The organism is Pseudonocardia oceanicola (assembly GCF_047200735.1).
GTDB lineage: Bacteria > Actinomycetota > Actinomycetes > Mycobacteriales > Pseudonocardiaceae > Pseudonocardia.
In genome coordinates this window covers 226,536-248,607 of the sequence record NZ_JBJZON010000007.1, presented here as the reverse complement: position 1 = coordinate 248,607, position 22,072 = coordinate 226,536, and the positions used below count along the sequence as shown (strand labels likewise).

The following is a 22,072-nucleotide window of genomic DNA, read 5'->3' as shown; positions in this document are numbered from 1 at the left end:
ACGGTCGCCCGCAGGGCGGCGGGATCGACGGTCTTCAGCACGGACGGGCCCCCGGCGTGGTGGTCGGCGGCGCGGACGAGGTGCTCGACGCCGGCGCGGCGTAGGCGACGCAGCCCCCGCGGCCACCAGGACGGCGCAGGCCGCTGCGCGGGAGGATGGAGGGCGGCATGGGGAGGAGGGGAGCGTGTCCGAGGAGGAGCTGATCGTCGAGTTCGCGCTGGCCCGGCTCGACAACCCCGGGCTGGACGTCGAGGAGATCGCGGCGCTGCTGGTGCGCCGGCTGGGGCCCGAGCGGATGCTCCAGTTCGCCACGCAGAACCTCGCGACGCGCGGCGAGCTGCGCGGACCGCTGTTCGAGTCGGCCGTGGAGCACGTCCTGCGGGTCGTCCTGACGCTGCGGGACGGCAGCGGCGACTGAGCTGAGCGTTCAGCCGTCCGTCAGGTCCCGCTCCGGCAGGGAGCCGAGCGAATCGTCGGGCTCGTCGCCGGCGACGACGTCCGCGCACCGTTCGGCGCCTCCCGGTGACCGGTCGCGGTGTGGGCGTTGCCCGGGTGAGTGCGCGGCCGTTGCACCAGGTGCCCGACCACGGATGAAAACTACTCTTCGTGATCGAGCAACCCCGGAGGGTGTGCGAACGTCCTCCCCTCGGAAGACCACCACACCGACACGAGGAGCGGCAGGGGTTTGGGTACGCGGCGTTTCGCACCAGCCACCCGGTCACGCAGGGGCACCCGGTCACGCAGGGGCATCCGCAGGACGGTCATCGCGACGGCCGTGGCGGCGATCGGGCTCGGCGTGGCCCTCGTCGCCGGCCCGGCCTTCGCCGAGTCGCCCGCCGCGCAGCGGGCGCACGCGGAGCCGCTCGTCGAGGGCACGCCGTGCTCGATCTCGACGAAGGCCTGCGTGGACCTCGAGTCCCAGCAGGCCTGGCTGATCCAGGACGGGAAGGTCGTCCGCGGCCCGGTGCGGATCTCGTCGGGGGGTCAGGGACAGGAGACCCCCGTCGGCCACTCCCTGCGGGTGTACCGCAAGGAGAAGGACCACCTCAGCCAGGAGTCCCGGCTGCCCGACGGTGACCCGGCCCCCATGCCGTGGTCGGTGTTCTTCGAGGACGGCGGCATCGCCTTCCACTCCGGCAGCCCCGACCGCGCGTCGGCCGGCTGCATCCACCTCGAGCCGGCCGACGCCGAGGCCTGGTTCACCTACCTGCAGATCGGCGACATGGTGCAGGTGGTGAGGGCGTCGGAGGAGATGGCCGCCCGCCACGGGCCGCCGGCGCAGAAGTAGCCCGCACACGCCGGTGGGCCCGGCCTCCCGGCCGGGCCACCGTCCTGCAGGTCGGTCAGGGAACGTCGACCCCCGCCGCGACCGGCTCGGTGCGCCCGGTCCTGCCGCGGCGGCCACCGACGAACCCGGTGCCGTAGGCGACCGCGATCAGGGCCGCCGTCAGCAGGTCCCAGCTCAGGCAGGCGATGGTGTACGGCTCGGGCGCGAAGGCCCGGCCGGGGCCGATGTTGTGCAACACGATGTCCCACACCGGGTGCAGGGCCCACCCCGCGGCGAGCCAGTACGGCGAGCGCCGGATCCCGAGCACGGCCATCCCGCCGAAGAGCAGGACGCCGAGGACCTCGACGGCCAGCCAGGCCGGACCCGCGTCCGCGCCGGCCGCGAACACGACGTAGAACGCCGCGGCGGCGATCAGGACCCCGGCGAGCAGGACCCGGCCGAGGACGTCGCGGACGAAGCGCGACAGGGCGAGGCCGACGAGCGACCAGAAGACGCCGCCGAAGGCGCCCTCGACGAGCAGTTCGACCACCATGGTCAGGTTCCTTCCAGGGGGTGCCGACGGGCCCGACGGGCCCGCTGCGGGGCAGGGGACGGGTCAGGACCGGGTCGCGCAGTGGCCGATGTACTCGCCGCGGCGCAGCAGCATCGCGACCGCCATCGCGGGCAGCATCAGGACGTGCCCGCCGACCATGACGGTGCCGGCGGAGATCAGCCCGGCCCACATCGGCGGGAACAGCACGACGAACGGCAGGTACATCGCGGCGGCCATCTCGAGGGTCGCGGGCCACCCGTGCCCGCGGAACCGCATCCACGCGCACATCGCGACGGACATGTTCGTGGCCATGATCAGCGAGGCCGGTTCGGGCGCGTGGAACGCCGCGGTCCAGCCGAGGGCCTCGCCGGCGAGCGACCAGAGGGGGCCGAGGGCGATCATGCCGACCACCATGGCCACGACCATCTCCAGGTAGTGGCGGACGATGTGGCCGGTCGGGGTGGTGGGTCGGAGCAGGGTCTTCATCCGTGGTGTCCTGTTCGGTGTCGCGGCCGGTGTCGCGGTCGCGGTCGTCGGGGGCGTCGGGGGCGGGGGCGTCCGGGGCGGGGTCGTCGGGTGGGCGGACCGGGTCACGGCGCGGCCCGGTGGCCGGTGTGCGCGATCGCCGCCCGTACGCGTTCGGGGGCGGCCGCCCCGGTCACGCGGACCGTCCGGCCGGACAGGTCGACCTCGACGGCGGTGACCCCGGCGACGTCACCCACACCGGCGGAGACGGCGCGGACGCAGTGCTCGCAGGTCATGTCCGGCACGCGGAGCTCGAGTACTTCCACGGGGCGATCCCTCCTCCGGGGCGTCCGCGGTTCGAACGCCTGGGAGAAGGGTCGGCGCGACCGCTGTCCGGCCCCTGTCCCGGCGCTGTCCGGGGTGAACGGGGCCGGACAGGCCCGGGCAGGGGAGTGGCGCGGGACGAGGGAGCGGCCCCGTCCGATACCGGACGGCCGCTCCCGGATCAGCCCTCGACGAGCGGACCGGGGCCGGTGCGGCGCCCCTCCGCGAGGGCGCGGGCGACGCGCTCGTCGCCGAGCAGTACCCGGCAGGCCGTCATGGCGCGGTCGCGATCGGCCTGCTCGACGGCGTCGGCGGGGCGCCCCGCCCGATCCCGTTCGGCGGCGGCCGCGCCGAGCAGTTGCGCGGCGCGCTCGGCCCCGGCTCCCGGCACGGTCCCGCCCGCGACGGCCCCGCCCGCGACGGCCCTGCCCGGGACGGCCCTGCCCGGGACGGCCCCGCCCGCGACGGCCCCGCCCGCGACGGCCCCGGCGACGGCGACACAGGCCAGCCCCTCCAGCGCGGAGGGCAGCGCGGCCGCGCCCCCGAGCTCGAGCGCGCGACGGTGCGTGCGGTCCGCGGCGGCGAGCTCGCCGGACTGCTCCAGTGTGTGGCCGAGCTGGACCGCCAGCGCGGCGGCCAGCCCGCCGATGCCGGCGGCCACCAGCTGCTCGACGGCCGGGGCGAGCACGGACCGCGCGGAGGCCAGGTCGCCGCGGCGGCGCGCGTCGACGCCCCTGGCGAGCGCCGCGAACGACGCACCGGGACCGGCGCCGAGCCGACGTGCGGTCTCCTCGGCCTCGGCGCACCGCCGCAGGGCGGTGTCGCGGTCGTCGAGGAGAAGTGCGCAGTAGGCCAGCTCGGCCTGCATCCACTGCAGCGTCAGCAGCAACCCGAGCTCGCCGGCGAGCCTGGCCGACCGCTCGATCAGCGGCACGGCCTCGGCGGGCCGTCCCGCCACCCGCACGGCGGTGCCGTGGTGGCCCAGCACCGCGGAGTGGCCCCATCGGTCGCCGAGGCCGGCGAACCCGGCCGCCGCCCGTTCGGCCAGCCGCTCGGCCTCGGCCTGCCGGAGGGAGCCCGTGCGGAACCCGATCTCGGCCCGGACGAACGTGGCCAGGGCGAGCCCCCACTCGTCGCCGGCCCGGTGGAGCGCCTGCTCGGCGGTGGTGAGCAGGTGCTCGGCGCCTGCCGGGTCGGCCCCGGTCGTGCCCTCCACGGCCAGCAGGATCCGGGCGTAGGTCGCCGCCGGGACCACCCCGGCCTCCTCGGCTGCGGCGAGGCTCACCTCCGCCTCCCGTGCGCACCGTGCGCCGGGATGCACGACGCAGGCCCCGGGCCGCCACACCAGCGACGCCGCCTGGTGGGCGACCGCACGGGCGGCGGCCGAGCCGCCGACGGCCGCGTCGAGCACGGCGTCGACGTGCCGCCGACCCTCGTCGTGCCGGCCGAAGTACCACCACCAGCCCAGTGCCCCCACCAGCCGGAGACCGACGTCGGGTGCCTCGGCGGCGTGCTCGAGCGCCCAGGCCAGCGCCGCGTCGACGTTGTCGCGCTCCGCCCGCAGCCGGGCGAGGGCGACGTCCTGGTCGCCGCCGCGGAGCAGCGGAGCCGCCGCCTCGGCCACGGCCAGCACCGCCTCGGCGTGCCGGCGCGCGTACTCGGTCCGCTCGCCCGCGGCGTCGAGCCGTTGCGCGGCGTAGACCCGCACGGTCTCCAGCATGCGGAAGCGGCCGTCGCCGTGCGCATCGACGACCAGCGACCGGGCGACGAGTCGGCCGAGCACGTCCAGCACCGCGTCGGGGGGCAGCGGGTCCCCGGGGGCAGCGGGTCCCCGGCGCAGGCGGCCTCCGCCTCCTCCAGGGTCCAGCTGCCCCGGAACACGGCCAGGCGACGGAGCAGGACCTGCTCGTCGTCGTCGAGCAGGGCGTGGCTCCAGTCGAGGGTCGCCTGCAGGGTGCGGTGCCGCGCGGCCGCGGTGCGCGGACCGCTGGTCAGCAGCGCGAAGCGGTCCGACAGGCGCGCGGCGATCTGCTCCACCGGCAGCACCCCCACCCGGGCCGCGGCGAGCTCGAGCGCCAGCGGCAGCCCGTCGAGCCGGCGGCAGATCTCGGCCACCGGCCCGAGCGTGGTCCCGTCGAGGACGAACCCCGGGCGGGCGGCCCAGGCGCGCTCGGCGAAGAGCCGTACCGCGTCGTTCGCGGCCAGCTCGTCGGGCCCGGCGCCGTCGGGCGGGGTCGGCAACGGGCGCACCGGGAGCTGCACCTCGCCGGGCACCGCCAGGGGCTCGCGGCTCGTGGCCAGCACGTGCACCGCCGGACACCCCACCAGGACGCGCTCCACCAGCACCGCGCAGGCGTCCACGACGTGCTCGCAGTTGTCCACCACGAGCAGCAGCCGGCCGTCGCGCAGCGTGGCGACGAGGCGCTCCACCGGGTCGACCGCGGCATCGCCGGCCGGTCCGATGGCGTCGAGCACCGCGACGGCGACCCGTGCCGGGTCCGCGACGCCGGCCAGTTCCACGAGGACGACCCCGTCCGGGAACCGGTCGGACACCGACCGGGCCGCCTCGGTCGCCAGCGTGGTCTTCCCCGCGCCACCCGGCCCGGTCAGGGTGACCAGCCGCCGGTCCCGGCACAGCCGCGCCACCCGCGTCAGCTCCTCGTCGCGGCCCAGCACGGCGGTGAGCCGTGTCGGCAGGGGCGGGCGCCCGCCTGCGGCCGGGGTCGGGGCGAGGTCCGCGCGGTGCCGCAGGATCGCGTCGTGCAGCGCCTCCAGCTCGGGTGACGGGTCCAGCCCGAGCTGCTCGGCCAGCGCGCGGCGGAGGTCGGCGTACACCGCCAGGGCCTCCGCCTGCCTCCCGGCCTGGTACAGCGCGGTCATCTGGTGGCCGCGCAGCCGCTCCCGCAGGGGGTGGGCGGCCACGAGCGGTTCCACCTCGGCGAGGACCTCGGTGCCCCGGCCGGCGGCCAACCGCAGCCGGGCGCGGTCCTCGACCGCGGTCAGGCGCAGTTCCTCGAGCCGGGTGCGCTCCAGCCCCGCCCAGCCCTCGCTCGCGAACTCGGCGAGGGGATCACCGCGCCAGAGCTCCAGCGCCTCGGTGTAGAGCTCCTCGGCCCGGCGACCGTCGGCCCGGCGGGCCCGCTCGATCAGCTCCGCCGCCCGGAGGGCGTCGACCCGGCGCGGCTCGACCTCCAGCACGTACCCCGGGGCCCGGGTCACGACGCCGCCGGGTGCTCCCGCCGCGGCCAGCGCCCGGCGCAGCTTCGAGACCCTGGTCTGCAGCGCGTTGCCCGGGTCCTCGGGCAGCCGATCGCCCCACAGGTCGTCGATCAGCCGGGCGGGCGAGACCGCCTGCCCGGCCCGCAGCGCCAGGAGCGCCAGGAGGGCCCGCTCGGCGCCGCGTCCCACGCTGCGCTCCTGCCCGTCGACGACGACACCGACCGGGCCGAGCAGCCGGACGTCCACCGCCCGGCGTGAGGCCGTGGTCGCTCGGTCGCCGCCCGTCACGACGTCAACCAACCACGCGCCGGGCCCCGGAGGCGAGCCCGGTGAGCACGGCCACGCCTTGACGCGGATACCGATGCTCTCCATTATCGGAGAGGAACACTATCTGTTCTACGGAGGAGGCGCGGGATGGCACGCACGGACGGCTCGCGGACGACGCACCAGCACGAGGGCGAGCTGGTGGTCTTCCTCATCGGCATGACGATCAACCGGTGGTGGCGCGTCGACCGGTGGCTGCCGACCCTGCTGGCGATGGGTCCGATGCTGCGGGAACTCTCCCGGGATCCGGCGTCCGGCCTGCTCGGCTTCCGCGCGTTGCTCGGGGCCGCAGGCCCGACCGTCGTCCAGTACTGGAGCTCGGTCGACGAGCTCTACGCGTACGCCGGCGACCGGACCGCCACCCACCGCCCGGCCTGGGCCGCGTTCAACCGGCGGGCCCGGAGGGCACCGGGGGTCGTGGGCGTCTGGCACGAGACGTACCGGGTGGCGGGGGCCGAGAGCATCTACGTGGGCACGCCTGCGATGGGCCTGGCGAAGGCGACCACGCGCGTCCCGGTCACGGCGCGCACCGACGCCGCCCGGCAGCGGATCGAGGCCGACCGCACGGTGGCCTGACGGGTGTCCGGGGCCGCACCAGGCCGAACGCGCACTCCGGCCGAGGTCAGGCGCGGCTAACATCGTCGCGTGGGGACCATGACACCCGCCGTGGAGGACTACCTCAAGACGATCTTCCTGCTGGCCACCCGCGGGGAGCCCGTCACGACCGGCGCGCTCGCGAAGGAGCTGCAGGTGTCCTCGCCGTCGGTGTCGGCCATGGTCAAACGGCTGGCCGACGGCGAGCTGGTCCGGCGGGGCCGCATCCTCAGCCTCACCGCCGCGGGCGAGCGGGAGGCGCTGCGGGTGGTCCGGCGCCACCGGCTGCTGGAGACCTTCCTGGTCCGGGCGCTGGACATGCCCTGGGACGAGGTGCACGAGGAGGCCGAGCAGCTCGAGCACGCGTTGAGCGACCGGCTGGAGGCGCGGATCGACGCGGCGCTGGGCCATCCCTCGCACGACCCGCACGGCGATCCCATCCCCGGGGTCGCCGGCCGGCACGACGAGAGCTGGGGGCAACCCCTCACCGTCGCGCCCGAGGGCTGCCGGTTCGAGATCGAGCGGGTGTCGGACCGGCACAGCGACGCGCTGCGGTACCTCGGCGAGCGCGGGCTGCGCCCGGGCGTGACGGTCGAGGTCGAGGAGCAGGACCCCTACGGCGGGCCCCGGTGGGTGCGGGTGTCCGGGGAGCGGGTCGCGCTGGCCCCGCTGCTCATCGGGCTGGTCCACGGACGCGTGGTCCGGTAGGAGGGTCGCCCGCCCTCGTCCGCACCGGAGCGCCCCGCGCGGGGCCACGGCGGGTCCCGCGCGGGGCGGCAGGAACGCCGACGCGCCGGCGGCCCCGGGGGGAGGGGCGGCCGGCGCGTCGGAATGGTGCGCCCGGCTCGGGGGTACCGGGCACCGTGGGGAGCGGACGCTCAGCCCGCGAGGGCGGCGATCTGCGAGGCGACGTCGCCCGCGGAGGGAGCCGCGAGGTCACTGGTGGGGAGCATGGTGTCCTGGGTGTCGAGGTCCTGGTCCGCGGTCGACGGCAGCTCCGGCAGCTCCGGGCCGGCCAGCGGCAGGGCGGCCTGCGGGGTGGCGAACTCGCCGACCGTGGTCGGCAGGTGGTCCTGGGGGAGCGCCGGCAGCTCCGGGAGCGCGGCCTCGTGGGCGGCCTCGTGCGAGGCGGCCGGGATGTCGCCCGCGGAGGAGGTGTTGCCGCTGCTGTCGACGCTGACGTTCGGGGCCTCGAGGTTGGCGACGCCCGGCACCGAGAAGGAGTCGAAGTCCGTGGGCAGCTCGTGGGCGGAGTCGGGCGACGGCAGGGACGGGGCCCCCGGCGAGGGGGCCTCGGGCAGGGTCGCGGCCCCGGTGGGCAGCTCCGGCAGCGTCGGCAGGTCGGCGGCGAACGCCTGGCCCGCGAAGGCCGCACCGAGGGCGGCGACGCCGGCGACGGTGGCCGTGGTGGCGAGGGTGCGCCTGACGAGACTGCTCATGAGTGGGGGGTCCTTCCGATCGGGGGTAACCGGACGTCGACCGTCGTCGACTCGCGTGCGGATCTGCGGGGCCAACGAAGGCGTCGTGACCGGGTTGTGCCCTCCGACCCGGCTTCACCCGATGCGGTGGCCGCAAAGACGCAGGTCACACGTGTTTCACCATGTCGGGGGAGCGGCGGTGCTTGACGCTGCGACCATCGGCGTCCCGGGCCACGGAGGGTGACTCGACGCGGGGACGGTCCACTCGGGATGATCGGGCGCGTGGGTGTTCGGGGACTGCTCGCCGCCGGTGTGGGCACGGGTCTGGGACTGGTGGGGGCCGGGGCGCTGGGGGTCGGCCGGTACTACGCCGCCGTGCTGCTCGATCCGTCCCGGGTCGTCGAGTACCCCGAGCGGGTGCTGCGGGCCGACGCGGGGTCGGTGACCCTGGCGGGCAGCCGGCTCGTCCGCCAGCCCGGGGTCTGGGGCCTGCGGTGGGCGGAGGGGCTCGCGGTGTTCGGCCGGGTGCTGTCGGACGACCGGCACGGCGTGCGCCGGGTCCTGCTGTCCGGGCCGGTCCCGCCGGAGGGACCCGCCGTCGTCGACGCCGGGCCCTTCGACCCGGATCCGGGGGCGCGCGGGCTGGCGTTCCGGGAGGTGCGGGTCGCGACCCCGCTGGGACCCGCACCCGCCTGGGAGGTCCCCGGCCCGCGGGACGTCTGGGCCGTCGCCGTGCACGGCCGCGGCGGGCGGCGCCGCGAGGCCCTGCGGATCCTCCCGGTGCTCCACCGCCTCGGCCTGCCGACCCTGGTGATCAGCTACCGCAACGACGACGACGCCCCGCCCAGCCCCGACGGCCACTTCCACCTCGGCGACACCGAGTGGGAGGACCTGGAGGCCGCGGTGCGCCATGCGCAGGAGCAGGGGGCCCGGCGCATCGTGCTGGTCGGCTGGTCGATGGGCGCGGCGATCGGCGGGGCCTTCCTCGACCGCTCCCCGGCGGCCGAGCTGGTCGACGCCGTGGTGTGGGACGCGCCGCTGGTCGACTGGCGCGCGACGCTGCGCCGCCAGGCCCGCAACCGGCTGCTCCCGCCGCAGCTGATCCCCGTCGCGACGGCGATCACCCGGCGGCGGATCGGCATCGACTTCGACGACTTCGACCTGCTGCGGCACCCGCCCGCGCGCCGCCCGCCGACCCTGCTCGTCCACAGCACGCCGGACACCGCCGTTCCGGTCGGGCCCAGCCGCGCGCTCGCCGCCGCGGGGCGGGACCTCGGCTGGCCCATCCGGTACGTGGAGGTCGGCGGGGTGGAGCACACGGCGGCGTGGAACGCCGACCCCGAGCGCTACGAGGGCGCGGTCGCGGCCTTCCTCACCGAGGTCGTGCCCGAGGAGCCCGCCGACGTGGAGACCGCCTAGGAACGACCGTCGCGGGCCGGCGCGGCCAGGGTCCCCGGCTCGAGGTCGACGTCGGTGGGCGGGACGGTGGACGGCGGCTCGGTGATCGACTCGACGGGCTGGGGCCGCCGGGACAGCACGAACCATCCGGCGATCGACAAAGCCGTGACCAGCAGGCCCGCGCCGATCCACCACCAGCGGCGGGGCGACGGGGTGCCGGGGTCGATCCGGGCCGCGAGCTCGCGGCGCGCGGCGAGCACGCCCTCGTCGAGCCGGTCGAGGGCCGTCGCGGCGGCGGCTCCGGCGACCGCCTCCACCCGCCCGGCGACCCGGCCGGCGCGTGCGGCGAGGACGGGCAGGTTCTCCTCCACCTTGCCGGCGACCTCGTGGGCGAACTCCTCCACCGTCCCGCCCAGCGAGGACAGCGTGGCCGCCGCCTGGTCGCGGGCGCGGCCGAGCGCCTCGGGGGTGCCGGTGGGGCTGGTCGGGGCGTTCATGCGACCTCCGCTCGTGGTGTACCGGGTGGCGTGCCCCACCGACCCTGGCACGATGGACGACGTGACTGCACCAGGCAACTCGAAGCAGACCGCCACGCTGCGGACCTCCGAGGGCGACATCCGGATCATCCTCTTCCCGGACCACGCGCCCAAGACGGTGGAGAACTTCGTCGGTCTCGCGACCGGCAAGAAGGAGTACTCGCAGCCGAACGCCGGCGGCGGCGCCAGCGGGCCGTTCTACGACGGCTCGGTCTTCCACCGCGTCATCGGCGGCTTCATGATCCAGGGCGGCGACCCGACCGGCACCGGTCGCGGCGGCCCGGGCTACCAGTTCGGGGACGAGTTCCACCCCGACCTGAAGTTCGACCGGCCGTACCTGCTGGCGATGGCGAACGCCGGGCCCGGCACCAACGGGTCCCAGTTCTTCATCACCGTGGGCCCGACGCCGCACCTCAACCGTCGGCACACGATCTTCGGTGAGGTGGCCGACGCGGAGTCCCGCGCCGTCGTCGACACGATCGCGAACACCGCCACCGACCGTGCCGACCGGCCGCTGACGGACGTCGTGATCCAGCACATCGACGTCGAGTAGGAGCCGAGTGACGTACCCCGCCGGACCGCCCGAGCCGGCGGCCGGGCCGCCGGTCTGCCCCCGGCATCCGGACCGCCCGACGGGCCTGCGGTGCACGCGGTGCGGTCGGCCCGCCTGCCCGGAGTGCCTGCGCGACGCCGCGGTCGGCCAGCAGTGCGTCGACTGCGTGTACCAGGGCAGCCGGGGCGTCCGGCGGGGCAGGACCGTGGCGGGCGCCGAACCGGGTGGCCGTCCGCTCGTGGTGCCGGTGCTCGTGGCGCTCAACGTGGCGCTGTTCGTGTTCACCGCCGCCCAGGCCCGCAGCATCGGGTCGAACGCCGCCGCGCCGCTCTTCCGGGAGTGGGTGCTGGTTCCCGGGCTGGTCGCCACCGGTGACTGGTGGCGGCCGCTGACGGCCGGCTTCCTGCACTACGGGCCGCTGCACCTGGTGTTCAACATGCTGGCGCTCTGGATCATCGGGCGGGAGCTCGAGCCCGTGCTGGGCCGGATCCGGTTCCTCGCCGTCTACCTGGTGGCGCTGCTCGGCGGCGCGGCCGCCGTGATGCTGTTCTCCCCGCCCGCCTCGCTGGTCGCCGGTGCCTCGGGCGCGGTGTTCGGGTTGATGGGCGCGCTGTTCGTGGTCGCCCGGCGGCTGCGGGTCCCGACTGGCCAGGTCGTCGGCCTGGTCGTGGTGAACCTCGTGCTGAGCGTGGTCGTGCCGGGGATCTCGCTGGTCGGCCACCTGGGCGGACTGGTGCTGGGCTCGGCCGCCACCCTCGCGCTGGTGCACGTGCCGCCGGTGCGCAACCGCACGGTTCTGCAGACCGGGGCGCTCGTGGTGCTCACGGTCGCGGTGCTGACCGTCATCGTCGGACGCGCCGCCGCCGTCGCCTTCGTCTGAGACCGGCCGGCCCGCCGGGGCCTCCACCGGACCGCTCCGGCGACCCACACCGGACCGCTCCGGCGACCCACACCGGACCGCTCCGGCGACCCACGCCGGACCGCTCCGGCGACCCACGCCGGACCGCTCCGGCGACGGCGAGCCGCTCAGGAACGGCTGGGGAGGTAGGGCCGCACGACCTCGGCGACGTCCTCGGGATCGGCGCCGAGGTCCAGCCGGCCCAGCACCACGAGGCGCTCCTCGCCGCCGACCAGCAGGTCGAGCTCCAGCAGGCTGGTCTCGCGGCCGAAGCGCCGCGTCCGCAGCACCCGCACCCGCTGTACGGCGGGCCAGTCGACGGACCGCGTGCGTGTGAGGCTGCGCACCACGAGCCCGTGGGCGTGCAGCGCGAGTCGGGGCCGGGCCACCGTGCCGACCAGCGAGGCGTACCCGAGGCCGAGCGCGGCGACCCCGGCGATCAGGCGCCCGGCCGGGTCGGCGGCGCCGAGCAGCAGGACCAGGAACCAGGCGAGCGCGGCCCCGGCGAGGACCCAGCCGAGCGCGACGAGCCCGCGGGCCGGGGCCCACCGGTGCTCACACATGGTAGCTGTGAGAGTTGTCCACAGGCCTTGTCCACAGTGGGGATGAATCACACACCTGTAGTTTCACCTGGCCAGGGGGGTGGCGGGGTCGGTGTCCCCCGTATCACGCTGCGTGATGGCGTCCGGCTAGCGCCACCGCATGGACATGAGGAGCGCGATCACGATCAGCCCGAAGCCGACGAGGAAGTTCGCGCCGCCCAGCGCCTGCATGAAAGGGATGGCGTCGCGGGCCAGGTAGTCGGTGATCAGCCAGGCCAGCCCGAGCAGGCCGACGCCCAGCATGATGGCGACGTACGCGGGATGGGTGGGGCCCTTGACCTTCACGGGCTTCCGGTCGCTCGCCGGCGGGGTGTAGGCGACCTTCTTGCGGACCTTGGACTTCGGCATCGGGGACCTCGTGGAGCTTTCTGCGGGTGGTGCGGGGTGGTGCGCACCGGGTGCGCACCGCTCGCCGACCACCGTAGCGCGAAACCTCCCGCGCCGGGCCGGCGCGGACTCCGCTCAGATCTGGGCGGTGAGGGCGGCGACCTCGTCTCCGAGCCGGCGGACGAGCTCCTCCGGCACCTCGTGCCCCGCGGTGGCGAGCCAGTTGGCCAGCATCCGGTGCCCGCCCTCGGTGAGCACGGACTCGGGGTGGAACTGGACGCCCTCGATCGGCAGGTCCTTGTGCCGCACGGCCATGATCAGGCCGGTCTCGGTGCGCCCGGTGACCTCGAGCTCCACCGGCAGCGTGTCCGGCCGGATCGACAGCGAGTGGTACCGGGTCGCGGTGAACGGCGCGGGCAGCCCGCGCAGCACGCCGACCCCGTCGTGGAAGACCTGCGAGGTCTTCCCGTGCAGCAGCTCCGGTGCCCGCTCGACCACGCCGCCCCAGGCCACCCCGATGGCCTGGTGGCCGAGGCAGACCCCGAGCAGCGGGAGGTTGCGGTCCCCGGCCGCCTTGATGACGTCGATGCTCCGGCCGGCCTCCTCCGGGGTGCCGGGGCCGGGGCTGACCAGGACCGCGCCCACCTCGCCGAGCTCGTCCAGCCCGGCGGTCAGCTCGTCGTTGCGCAGCACGACCGGCTCGACGCCGAGCTGCGCCAGGTACTGGACGAGGTTGTAGACGAAGCTGTCGTAGTTGTCGACGACCAGGACGCGCATCAGTTCCCGCCTCCGAAGAACCCACCGCCGGACGCCTGGCCCACGGTCAGCGTGACCGTGTCGTCCGGGTCCACGGACCGGCCTGCCGACGGATCCGACCTGACCACCTTGTTGTCCTGCGCCGAGTCCTGCACCTGGGTGGCCTGCAGCTGGTAGTTGCGGATGCCGGCCGAGCGCAGCTGGTCGACCGCGTCGTCGACGGACTGGCCCACGACGTCCGGCATCTGCACCTTGTTGCCGCGCGAGACCTGGAGCGTGATCGTGCTGCCGGGGGCGACCCGCGTGCCGGCCGACGGGTTGGAGCCCACCACGGTGCCCTCCTCACCGGCGCCGTCGACCTCCTGGGTCTGCACCGAGGTGAACCCCGAGTCGGCCAGCGTCCGGGTGGCCCGGTCCTCGCTCTGACCGGTGACGTCCGGCACCGCGACGGTCGTCTGCTTCGTGCCGACCACGACGGACACGGCGCTGCCGCCGGGCGCGTCGACCCCGGCCGCCGGCGACGAGGAGATGATCTTGCCGACGAGGTCGGAGTCCGAGGTCTCCTGGGTGCTCCGGTCGCCCAGCGTGAGACCCCGCTGCTCGAGCAGCGCCGCGGCCTCGTCCGTGGTCTTGCCGGTCAGCGCCGGGACCGTGGCCGACGCCGGCCCGGTGCCCACGTAGATCGTGACGCGGCTGCGCTCGGCGACCTGGACGTTCCCGGCCGGGTCGGTGCGGGTGACCTTGTTGGTCTGGGCGACGTCCGACGGCTCCTGTCTGAGGTCCACCAGCAGCCCCGCGTTCGACACGGCGGTGCGCGCGGCATCGGGGTCCTGCCCGACGACGTCCGGCACGGCGACCTGGTCGGGTTGCGCGGGCCCGCCGAGCACCTGGTAGGCGAAGAAGCCGATCAGACCGAGCGCGGCGAGCACCGCGACGACGATCCCGATCGTGCGCCCGGTGCCGCGCCGCGGCTGCTCGTCCTCCCACACCTGCGGGGGCGGCGGCGGGCCGTGCCGGCCGCCGCCGGAGATCCGCCGGGTGGTGGCGGTCTGCTCGGCGAGCAGTGCGGTCCGCTCGTCCTCGCTCATCACCATGGGGGCGAGCGGCTGCTGGCCGTTGCGCACCCGGATGAGGTCCGCGCGCATCTCGGCGGACGACTGGTACCGATTGGCGGGGTTCTTCGACAGCGCCTTGAGCACGACGGCGTCGAGCGAGGGCGGGATCTGCGGGTTGACGTCCGAGGGTCGCCGCGGGTCCTCCCGCACGTGCTGGTAGGCCACCGCGACCGGCGTGTCGCCGGTGAACGGCGGCTCTCCGGTGAGCAGCTCGAACAGCACGCACCCCGCGGCGTAGACGTCCGACCGCGCGTCGACCTGCTCCCCGCGCGCCTGCTCGGGGGACAGGTACTGCGCGGTGCCGATGACGGCCGCCGTCTGCGTGACGTTCTGGCCCTCGCCCAACGCGCGGGCGATGCCGAAGTCCATCACCTTCACCGCGCCGTTGCGGGTGATCATGATGTTCGCCGGCTTCACGTCCCGGTGGATGATGTGGTGCCGGTGGCTGAAGTCGAGCGCGGCGCAGACGTCCGCCATGACCTCGATGACGCGCTGCTGGGACAGCGGCCCGGTGGTCTTGACGATCTCCCGCAGCGTCTGGCCGTCGACGTACTCCATGACGATGTACGGCAGCGGGCCGAACTCGCTCTGGGTCTCGCCGGTGTCGTACACCGCGACGATGGCGGGATGGTTGAGCGCGGCCGCGTTCTGGGCCTCGCGGCGGAACCGCAGCTGGAACTGGGGGTCGCGCGCGAGGTCGGCGCGCAGCACCTTGATCGCGACGTCCCGGCCGAGCCGCGTGTCCATACCACGATGGACCTCGGACATGCCGCCGTAGCCGAGCGTGTCGCCCAGCTGGTAGCGCTCGGAGAGCAGCTTGGGGGTCGTCATCGGGTCCGGTTCCTGGAGGGGGCGGGGGCGGGGGCGGGTCCCATCATGCCCGGGCGGGGCACGGTCGCGGTCCCCGGCCACCCCGGGCGGGGACCGACCCCGCGACTGCGAGGGCTCACCGGACCTCCTCCGTGCGGGTCGGGGCGGCCGTGTCCCCCGGGGATCCGGCCGGTGCCGCCGGACGAGCGAGGACGGCCACCTGGCCCGGTACGCTACCTGCCCCGGTCCGCGCGTGCGTGCCGGTCGACGTGGGCCCGGTGGACGGTGCCGTGGCGTCGGCGAACAGCTTCGGAACCGTGAGCGCCGCCACCACGACGGCCGCGACGATCAGCAGCACGAAGGCCACGAGCAGCACGGTGCCGCCGCGGTTCGGCTGCGAGCGGGCGACGAGCTTGAGCGGCTCGGTCGGGGGCGCCGGGGCGACCGGAGGGCGCCGCGGCGGAGTGCGGGAGGTCGTCCCAGGCGCCGACGAACCGGGCGCCGACGAACCGGGCGCCGACGAACCGGGCGCTGACGGACCGGGCGCCGACGGACCGGGGGACGGCCGGCCGGTCGGCGTGTGTGCGGCGCCGGGCTTCGGGGTCGGTGCCGAAGTGGGGGTCGGTGCCGGGGTGGGGGTCGGTGCCGGGGTGGGGGTCGGTGCCGGGGTGGGGGTCGGTGCCGGGGTGGGGGTCGGTGCCGGGGTGGGGGTCGGGGCGGCCGTGCGGCCGGGCGCGGCGCCCGGTGAGGGGCCGGGGGAGGCCGCGCGGGTGGCCGTGTCGGCGCCGGCGGGCCCTGCTGTGCGGTCGGGCGCCGATCGCTCCGCCGCACGCCCCTCGACCCGTGTCGCTGCCCGCGCCGTCGGTCGGTCGGACGGGGGGCGCTCGGCCTGCTCGGCCACCGAGCGCGCCTCGGGAGCCGGTGCGGAGCCGGGCGACACCGGGGGCAGGGACGGGGCGGACGAGGGCCCGCCGGCCGCCGCCGAGGAGGACGACGACGAGGACGCCTCGGCGCCCCCGCCCGAGCCCGGCCGGCTCCGGTCCCGCCCGCGACCCGCCCGCCGCTCCCGCTTGCTGCGCCGTCGGTGACCGGGGCGGGTGTCGGTCCCGCCGGCCGTGCCGTCGTCGGCTCCCGCGGCGCCCTCGGGGTCGGCGGCAGGGAGCCGCAGGCCCTGTGCGGTCATCCGGGCCGGTGTGGGCAGGGCCTCCTCCCGGCGCACGGCGGCGATCGCGGCGGCCAGCTCGGCGCCGTCGGCGTAGCGCCGGTGCGGGTCCTTGACCAGGATCGTCTCGATCAGCTGCCGGACCCGCCACGGGACCGACCCGGGCAGCGGCGGCGGCTCGTCCCGGACCTGCATCATGGCGACGGCGACGGCGTTCTCGGCACGGAAGGGCCGGTGGCCGGCCAGGCACTCGTACCCGACGATGCCGAGCGAGTAGACGTCGCCCTCCGGCCCGGCCTCGCCGCCGCTGGCCTGCTCCGGCGCGATGTAGTGGGCCGTGCCCATCACCATGCCGGTGCGGGTGACGGGGACGGCGTTGGCCGCCTTGGCGATGCCGAAGTCCGTGAGTTTCACGGTGCCGTCGACGCGGATGAGGATGTTCCCGGGCTTGACGTCCCGGTGCACGAACCCGCGCTCGTGCGCCGCGTGGAGCGAGTGCGCGGCCTGCTCCATGATCCGTAGCGTCTCGGCCGGCTCCATCGGGCCGCGGGCGATCACGGCGGACAGCGGTTCCCCGCGGACCAGCTCCATCACCAGGTAGGCCGTTCGCCGGCCGTCCTCGGTGACCTCGTCCTCGCCGTAGTCGTGGACGGCCGCGACGCCGGAGTGGTTGAGCGAGGCCACGGTGCGGGCCTCGATCCGGAAACGGTGGAGGAACTCGTCGTCGTCGGAGAGCTCACCGCGCAGCACCTTGACCGCCACGCCGCGGCCGAGCCGCTCGTCGAGCGCCTCCCACACCTCGCCCATGCCGCCGACGGCGATCCGCCGCTCCAGCCGGTAGCGGTCGGCGATCAGCCGGCCCGCGGCGAGGGTGCCGGGGACCGGGAGCGAGCCGCCCGCGGCGGTCACCGGCCGCCCCGCAACGCCTCCGCGATCACGGCCCGGCCGATCGGCGCGGCGACGGAGCCACCGGTCGCCTCGAGGGCCCGGTTCCCGCCGTTCTCGACGAGCACGGCCACGGCGACCTGCGGGTCGTTCGCGGGAGCGAAGGCGACGTACCAGGCGTGCGGCGGGGTGTTCTTGGGATCGGTGCCGTGTTCGGCGGTCCCGGTCTTGGACGCGATCTGGACGCCGGTGATCTTCCCGCCGCCGGACGTGCGGGCCTCCGAGCCGAGCATCATGTCGGTGAGCGTGGCGGCGACCCCCGCAGGCATCGACCGGCCGAGCCGGTCCGGCTCGGTGGTGTCGATGACGTCGAGGTCCGGCCCCTGCACCTCCTTGATCAGGTGCGGGGCCATGGTCTGCCCGCCGTTGGCGATCGACGCGACGATCATGGCGTTCTGCAGCGGGGTCAGCCGGACGTCCCGCTGCCCGATCGAGGACTGCTGTACGGCCGCGGTGTCCGGCAGGTCCCCGACGCCCGAGGGCGTCACCGGCATCGGGACGGAGAGGTCGGAGCGGCCGATGCCGAACGCGTCCGCCTGGGCGCGCAGCTTGTCCGCCCCCAGCTCGCCGCCGAGCTGGGCGAAGGCCGTGTTGCAGGAGCGGGCGAGGGCCTCGCGCAGCGACGCGGTCTGCCCCGTGCCGCACTGCGTGCCGGCGTAGTTCTCCAGCGTGGTGTTCGTCCCGGTCAGTCGGATGTTCGAGGCCGCCGTGAGCTGGCTGTCCGGGGTGTAGCCGTTCTGCAGCGCGGCGGCCACGTCCACCAGCTTGAAGGTCGACCCGGGCGGGAAGGTCTGGTCGATCGCGCGGTTGGGCAGGGTCGCCGGGTCGGCCGCGTTGATCGACTTCCAAGCCTGCTGCTGGGTCGAGGAGTTGTGGCTGGCCAGCGGGTTGGGGTCGTACGACGGCGTGGACACCATCGCCAGGATCTCGCCGGTCTTCGGCTGCAGCGCCACGACCGCGCCCTCGTAGCCCTGCTCGGACATCTCCTGGTACGCCCGCTCCTGCACGGACGGCTCGAGCGTGAGCACGACGTTCCCGCCGCTCGGGTCCCGCCCGGTGATCAGGTCGGAGAGCCGGCGGGCGAACAGCCGGTCGTCGCTGCCGTTGAGCACCGGGTCGGCGTAGCGCTCCAGCCCGCTGGAGCTGTAGATCACCGAGTAGTAGCCGGTCACCGGCGAGTAGACGGGGCCGTCGGTGTACTGGCGCTGGTACTTGAGCCGGTCGTCCGTCTCGACGCTCTGCGCCAGCACCTGCCCCTCGGCCGAGATCTGGCCGCGCTTGCGGGCGTACTCGGCGAGCAGCACGCGCTGGTTGCGCGGGTCGTCCCGGTAGTCGCCGGCCTTCACGACCTGCACATAGGTCAGGTTGCCGAGCAGCAGCAGGATCAGCGCCATCACGGCGATGGCGATCCGGCGGATCGGGGTGTTCACGGGCGACCCCCGGGCGGGCTCGGGAGCGGCCCGGTGGTGGGCCGCTGGACCAGCTCGGTGCCGGCGTCGGCGATCGGGACCGCGGGGGCGGCGGGCCGGCGGGTGAGCGGGGCCCGGGCGGCGTTGGAGATCCGCAGGAGCATCGCCACGAGAGCGTAGTTCGCCACGAGCGACGACCCGCCGTAGGACAGGAACGGCAGGGTCAGGCCGGTCAGCGGGATCAGCTTGGTGACGCCGCCGATGACCACGAAGATCTGCAGCGCCACCGCGAAGGACAGGCCGGTGGCCAGCAGCTTGCCGAAGCTGTCGCGCACCGCCAGCGCGCTGCGCAGGCCGCGGGTGATCAGCACCAGGTAGACGACCAGGATCGAGGCCAGCCCGATCAGCCCGAGCTCCTCGCCGAGCGAGGAGAAGATGAAGTCGCTCTCGGCGAACGGCACCAGGTCGGGGCGGCCCGCGCCCAGGCCGGTGCCACCGACGCCGCCGGTCCCGAGCCCGAACAGCGCCTGCCCGATCTGGTAGCCGCGGTTGTCGTAGTCCGAGAAGGGGTCGAGCCACACCTGCACGCGGACCTGCACGTGCCCGAACAGCTGGTACGCGACGAGCGCGCCGACCGCGAAGAACCCGAGGCCGATGAGCATCCAGGACACGCGCTCGGTGGCCGCGTAGAGCAGGACCAGCAGGATCCCGAAGAACAGCAGCGAGGAACCCAGGTCGCGTTCCACGACGAGCACGCCGACCGACAGCCCCCACGCCACCAGCAGCGGTGCGAGGTCGCGGGCGCGTGGCAGCTCCATACCGAGGAACCGGCGCCCTGCCGTGGAGAACAGGTCCCGCTTCTGCACCAGGAACGCGGCGAAGAAGATGATCAGCAGGATCTTGGCGAACTCGCCGGGCTGGATGCCCGCCCCGCCGACCCGGATCCACAGCTTGGCCCCGTTGACCTCGGAGATCGACGACGGCAGCAGGCCGGGCAGGGCCAGCAGGACCAGGCCGACGAACCCGCACGTGAAGCCGTAGCGCGCCAACGAACGGTGGTCGGAGACCCGCCACAGCACCGCGATGAACAGCGCCAGCCCGACCGCCGTCCACAGAATCTGCTTGAACACCAGCGAGCCCGGCTCGGGCTGGCCGAGCAGTGCCGCGCGGTCCGCGTCGGCCAGGTCGAGCCGGTGGATCATCACCAGGCCCAGCCCGTTGAGCAGGGCGACCGAGGGCAGGATCAGCGGGTCGGCGTAGGGCGCGAACCTGCGCACCGCGAGGTGCGCGAGGGTGAGCACGACCAGGTAGGCGAGGCCGACGTAGAGCAGCGTCGGGGTGAGCTCCTGCTCCTGGTTCGCCTCCACCAGCACGAGCGCGCCGGTGACGATGATCGCGGCGAACACCAGCAGCAGCAGCTCGATGGTGCGCCCGGTGGGCAGCGCGGGGGCGCCCTCCCGACCGTCCGCCCCGTCCGGCCGGGCCGCCCTGAGTCCCGGGGCCGCCATCAGCTCGCCGGCCGGCAGGTCAAGCCGGGCTCGGGGGTGACGGTCGGCAGCGGGGTCGTGTCCGTGGGCGGCGCGTTCGGGTCCACCGGCGCGTTCGGGTCTACCGGGGCGTTCGGGTCCACCGGGGCGTTCGGGTCCGGCGCGGCGCCGCCGGGCGGGGCGGCCGGTGTCGTGGTCGGGGCTGCCGGCTGCTCGACGGGGCAGATCGGCAGCATCCGCTGGTGCAGCCGGTCGACGGTGCCGCGGGCGCCGTCGAGGCCCTCCGAGGCGGGGATGCCGGCGGTGACCGTGTTGCGGACGTCCTCGGGCAGGTCCGACAGGGTGATGTCCGTCCGCTCGGCCACGGTCTGCAACGGCACGCCCAGCACGCTCCCGCGCACCCCCTGGTAGATCACGACCTGCTCGGCCTCGGTCCCGACGTAGTACTGCTGCATCACCCAGGTCCGGGCCAGCCAGCCGCCGAGGACGAGGACGACGAGCAGCCCGGCGACGGCGAGGCCCACGCGGACCGCGGTCCGGTGGTGCGGGCGGTCCGGCCGGACCGCCGCGGCGGGCTCGACGCGGCGGGGCAGGGCCCGGGGGAGTGTGGTCGCGGAGGCCCGGGCGGCCGCGGTGTCGGCGCCGCTGATCCCGTCCTCGCTGCCGTCGCCTGCCGCGCCGCCGATGATGGGGGCGTCGTCGCCGTAGTCGACGTCGAGGACGTCGGCCACGATGCAGGTGATGTTGTCCGGCCCGCCCCCGCGCAGGGCGAGCTCGATCAGCCGGTCGGCGCACTCGCGCGGGTCGGCGTACTGGCGCAGCGTCTCGGCCAGCGTCTCGTCGCTCACCGGACCCGACAGCCCGTCCGAGCAGAGCAGGTAGCGGTCACCGGCCCGCGCCTCGCGGATGGTCAGCGAGGGCTCGACCTCCGCCCCGGTGATGGCCCGCAGGAGCAGCGAGCGCTGCGGGTGGGTGTGTGCCTCGTCCTCGCTGATCCGGCCCTCGTCGATCAGCGACTGGACGAAGGTGTCGTCCTTCGTGATCTGCGTGAACGCGCCCTCGCGGAGCTGGTAGGCCCGCGAGTCGCCCACGTGCACCAGGCCGAGCCGGTTGCCCGCGAAGAGGATCGCGGTCAGCGTGGTGCCCATGCCCTCGAGGTCGGGGGACTCGGCGACGTGCCGGGTGATCGCCGCGTTGCCCTCGAAGGTGGCCTCGCGCAGCTCGGCCAGCAGGTCGTCGCCGGGCTGGTCCTCGTCGAGCGGGGCCAGTGCGGAGATGACGAGGGACGACGCCACCTCGCCGGCGGCGTGTCCGCCCATCCCGTCCGCCAGCGCCAGCAGCCGCGGACCGGCGTAGACCGCGTCCTGGTTGTTCTGCCGGACGAGCCCGCGATCGCTGCGGGCGGAGTAGCGCAGGACCAGCGTCATGAGCGCAGCTCGATCACCGTCTTGCCGATACGGACAGGAACCCCGAGGGGAACCCGGGTGGGTCCGGTGACCTTAGCCCGGTCCAGATAGGTCCCGTTCGTCGACCCGAGGTCCTCGACGTACCACTCCTCGCCCTGCTGGCTGATCCGCGCGTGCCGGGTCGAGGCGTAGTCGTCGTCGAGCTTGAGGGTCGAGTCGTCCGCGCGCCCGACCAGGATCGGCCGTGAATCGAGCGTGATCCGGGTGCCCGCCAGCGGCCCCTGCGTGACCAGCAGCTGCCGGGCGGTGCGGCTGCGCCCCGCACGGGCCGACACCCGCCCGCCGCCGGGCAGGATCGCCCGCAGGCCGGACGCCGCGTACAGGTCCGACCGGACCACCCGCAGCGCGACCAGCACGAACAGCCAGAGCAGGGCGAGGAAACCCGCTCTGGTCAGCTGCAGCACCAATTCGGGCACTCGCCGGGCACTCCGATCTCGTTCGGTG

At 75.2% G+C, this 22,072-nt stretch carries 23 protein-coding genes; 7 read left to right on the top strand and 16 right to left on the bottom strand.

All coding sequences use genetic code 11. From position 1 onward, the window contains the following. The first annotated feature begins 184 nt into the window (after positions 1-184). Both ACL02T_RS13650 and ACL02T_RS13645 read left to right on the top strand, forming a co-directional pair. Entirely contained in the window at positions 185-418 is a 234-nt protein-coding gene (locus tag ACL02T_RS13650) for a hypothetical protein (protein WP_412831059.1), read from the top strand. Positions 419-775: 357 nt separating this feature from the next. Beyond that, the gene (locus ACL02T_RS13645; protein ID WP_412831058.1) at positions 776-1,288 is read left to right on the top strand and encodes a L,D-transpeptidase; all 513 of its coding nucleotides are present in this window, start codon (positions 776-778) and stop codon (positions 1,286-1,288) included. A gap of 55 nt (positions 1,289-1,343) precedes the next feature. Here ACL02T_RS13645 and ACL02T_RS13640 read toward each other — a convergent pair whose 3' ends face one another. The 5 genes from ACL02T_RS13640 to ACL02T_RS13620 all read right to left on the bottom strand — a co-directional run bounded on the left by ACL02T_RS13640 (position 1,344) and on the right by ACL02T_RS13620 (position 6,116). Next, positions 1,344-1,820, bottom strand: a complete 477-nt coding sequence (locus ACL02T_RS13640; protein WP_412831057.1) for a DUF6010 family protein — start codon at positions 1,818-1,820, stop codon at positions 1,344-1,346. Positions 1,821-1,883: 63 nt separating this feature from the next. Next, positions 1,884-2,306 (bottom strand): hypothetical protein, encoded by a 423-nt coding sequence (locus ACL02T_RS13635; protein WP_412831056.1) that lies wholly within the window; start codon positions 2,304-2,306, stop codon positions 1,884-1,886. Positions 2,307-2,410: 104 nt separating this feature from the next. After that, entirely contained in the window at positions 2,411-2,611 is a 201-nt protein-coding gene (locus ACL02T_RS13630; RefSeq protein ID WP_412831055.1) for a heavy-metal-associated domain-containing protein, read from the bottom strand. A 179-nt stretch (positions 2,612-2,790) separates the two neighbouring features. Continuing rightward, positions 2,791-3,894, bottom strand: coding sequence for a hypothetical protein (locus ACL02T_RS13625; protein WP_412831054.1), 1,104 nt, complete (start codon positions 3,892-3,894; stop codon positions 2,791-2,793). Beyond that, positions 3,891-6,116: an ATP-binding protein gene (locus ACL02T_RS13620; RefSeq protein WP_412831053.1), complete on the bottom strand. Its 2,226-nt coding sequence runs from the start codon at positions 6,114-6,116 to the stop codon at positions 3,891-3,893. The genes ACL02T_RS13625 and ACL02T_RS13620 overlap by 4 nt, the downstream gene beginning before the upstream one ends. Positions 6,117-6,242: 126 nt before the next feature. On the opposite strand from ACL02T_RS13620, the gene ACL02T_RS13615 reads away from it, so the two are divergent. Beyond that, the gene (locus tag ACL02T_RS13615) at positions 6,243-6,728 is read left to right on the top strand and encodes a DUF4188 domain-containing protein (protein ID WP_412831052.1); all 486 of its coding nucleotides are present in this window, start codon (positions 6,243-6,245) and stop codon (positions 6,726-6,728) included. Positions 6,729-6,806: 78 nt separating this feature from the next. After that, positions 6,807-7,454: a metal-dependent transcriptional regulator gene (locus ACL02T_RS13610; protein WP_412831077.1), complete on the top strand. Its 648-nt coding sequence runs from the start codon at positions 6,807-6,809 to the stop codon at positions 7,452-7,454. 170 nt (positions 7,455-7,624) lie between these two features. Here ACL02T_RS13610 and ACL02T_RS13605 read toward each other — a convergent pair whose 3' ends face one another. Continuing rightward, positions 7,625-8,185, bottom strand: a complete 561-nt coding sequence (locus tag ACL02T_RS13605; protein ID WP_412831051.1) for a hypothetical protein — start codon at positions 8,183-8,185, stop codon at positions 7,625-7,627. Positions 8,186-8,446: 261 nt separating this feature from the next. On the opposite strand from ACL02T_RS13605, the gene ACL02T_RS13600 reads away from it, so the two are divergent. Continuing rightward, on the top strand, positions 8,447-9,583 hold the full coding sequence (locus tag ACL02T_RS13600; RefSeq protein ID WP_412831050.1) for an alpha/beta hydrolase family protein: 1,137 nt from the start codon (positions 8,447-8,449) through the stop codon (positions 9,581-9,583). On the opposite strand, the gene ACL02T_RS13595 is transcribed toward ACL02T_RS13600, so the two are convergent. Further along, on the bottom strand, positions 9,580-10,059 hold the full coding sequence (locus tag ACL02T_RS13595) for a hypothetical protein (protein ID WP_412831049.1): 480 nt from the start codon (positions 10,057-10,059) through the stop codon (positions 9,580-9,582). The two genes, ACL02T_RS13600 and ACL02T_RS13595, sit on opposite strands and share 4 nt — an antisense overlap. A gap of 52 nt (positions 10,060-10,111) precedes the next feature. Between ACL02T_RS13595 and ACL02T_RS13590 the strand changes: the two genes are divergently transcribed. Beyond that, positions 10,112-10,651, top strand: a complete 540-nt coding sequence (locus ACL02T_RS13590; protein WP_412831048.1) for a peptidylprolyl isomerase — start codon at positions 10,112-10,114, stop codon at positions 10,649-10,651. A gap of 7 nt (positions 10,652-10,658) precedes the next feature. Then, complete coding sequence (locus ACL02T_RS13585; RefSeq protein ID WP_412831047.1) at positions 10,659-11,531, top strand: rhomboid family intramembrane serine protease; 873 nt, start codon at positions 10,659-10,661, stop codon at positions 11,529-11,531. Between the two features lie 146 nt (positions 11,532-11,677). On the opposite strand, the gene ACL02T_RS13580 is transcribed toward ACL02T_RS13585, so the two are convergent. The 9 genes from ACL02T_RS13580 to ACL02T_RS13540 form a co-directional block, all read right to left on the bottom strand. Then, complete coding sequence (locus ACL02T_RS13580; RefSeq protein WP_412831046.1) at positions 11,678-12,112, bottom strand: PH domain-containing protein; 435 nt, start codon at positions 12,110-12,112, stop codon at positions 11,678-11,680. A 126-nt stretch (positions 12,113-12,238) separates the two neighbouring features. Next, entirely contained in the window at positions 12,239-12,499 is a 261-nt protein-coding gene (gene crgA / locus ACL02T_RS13575) for a cell division protein CrgA (RefSeq protein ID WP_412831045.1), read from the bottom strand. 114 nt (positions 12,500-12,613) lie between these two features. Continuing rightward, positions 12,614-13,255, bottom strand: a complete 642-nt coding sequence (locus tag ACL02T_RS13570; RefSeq protein ID WP_412831044.1) for an aminodeoxychorismate/anthranilate synthase component II — start codon at positions 13,253-13,255, stop codon at positions 12,614-12,616. Next, the gene (pknB, locus tag ACL02T_RS13565; protein WP_412831043.1) at positions 13,255-15,180 is read right to left on the bottom strand and encodes a Stk1 family PASTA domain-containing Ser/Thr kinase; all 1,926 of its coding nucleotides are present in this window, start codon (positions 15,178-15,180) and stop codon (positions 13,255-13,257) included. Before pknB ends, ACL02T_RS13570 begins: the two co-directional genes overlap by 1 nt. Positions 15,181-15,295: 115 nt before the next feature. After that, positions 15,296-17,230, bottom strand: a complete 1,935-nt coding sequence (locus ACL02T_RS13560) for a serine/threonine-protein kinase (protein WP_412831042.1) — start codon at positions 17,228-17,230, stop codon at positions 15,296-15,298. Beyond that, positions 17,227-18,696 carry a peptidoglycan D,D-transpeptidase FtsI family protein gene (locus tag ACL02T_RS13555; protein ID WP_412831041.1) on the bottom strand — a complete coding sequence of 490 codons (1,470 nt, stop codon included), beginning with the start codon at positions 18,694-18,696 and terminating at the stop codon, positions 17,227-17,229. Before ACL02T_RS13555 ends, ACL02T_RS13560 begins: the two co-directional genes overlap by 4 nt. Continuing rightward, on the bottom strand, positions 18,693-20,183 hold the full coding sequence (locus ACL02T_RS13550; RefSeq protein WP_412831040.1) for an FtsW/RodA/SpoVE family cell cycle protein: 1,491 nt from the start codon (positions 20,181-20,183) through the stop codon (positions 18,693-18,695). Before ACL02T_RS13550 ends, ACL02T_RS13555 begins: the two co-directional genes overlap by 4 nt. Further along, entirely contained in the window at positions 20,183-21,589 is a 1,407-nt protein-coding gene (locus ACL02T_RS13545) for a PP2C family protein-serine/threonine phosphatase (protein WP_412831039.1), read from the bottom strand. Before ACL02T_RS13545 ends, ACL02T_RS13550 begins: the two co-directional genes overlap by 1 nt. After that, the gene (locus ACL02T_RS13540; protein ID WP_412831038.1) at positions 21,586-22,044 is read right to left on the bottom strand and encodes an FHA domain-containing protein FhaB/FipA; all 459 of its coding nucleotides are present in this window, start codon (positions 22,042-22,044) and stop codon (positions 21,586-21,588) included. Before ACL02T_RS13540 ends, ACL02T_RS13545 begins: the two co-directional genes overlap by 4 nt. Between the last annotated feature and the right edge of the window lie 28 nt (positions 22,045-22,072).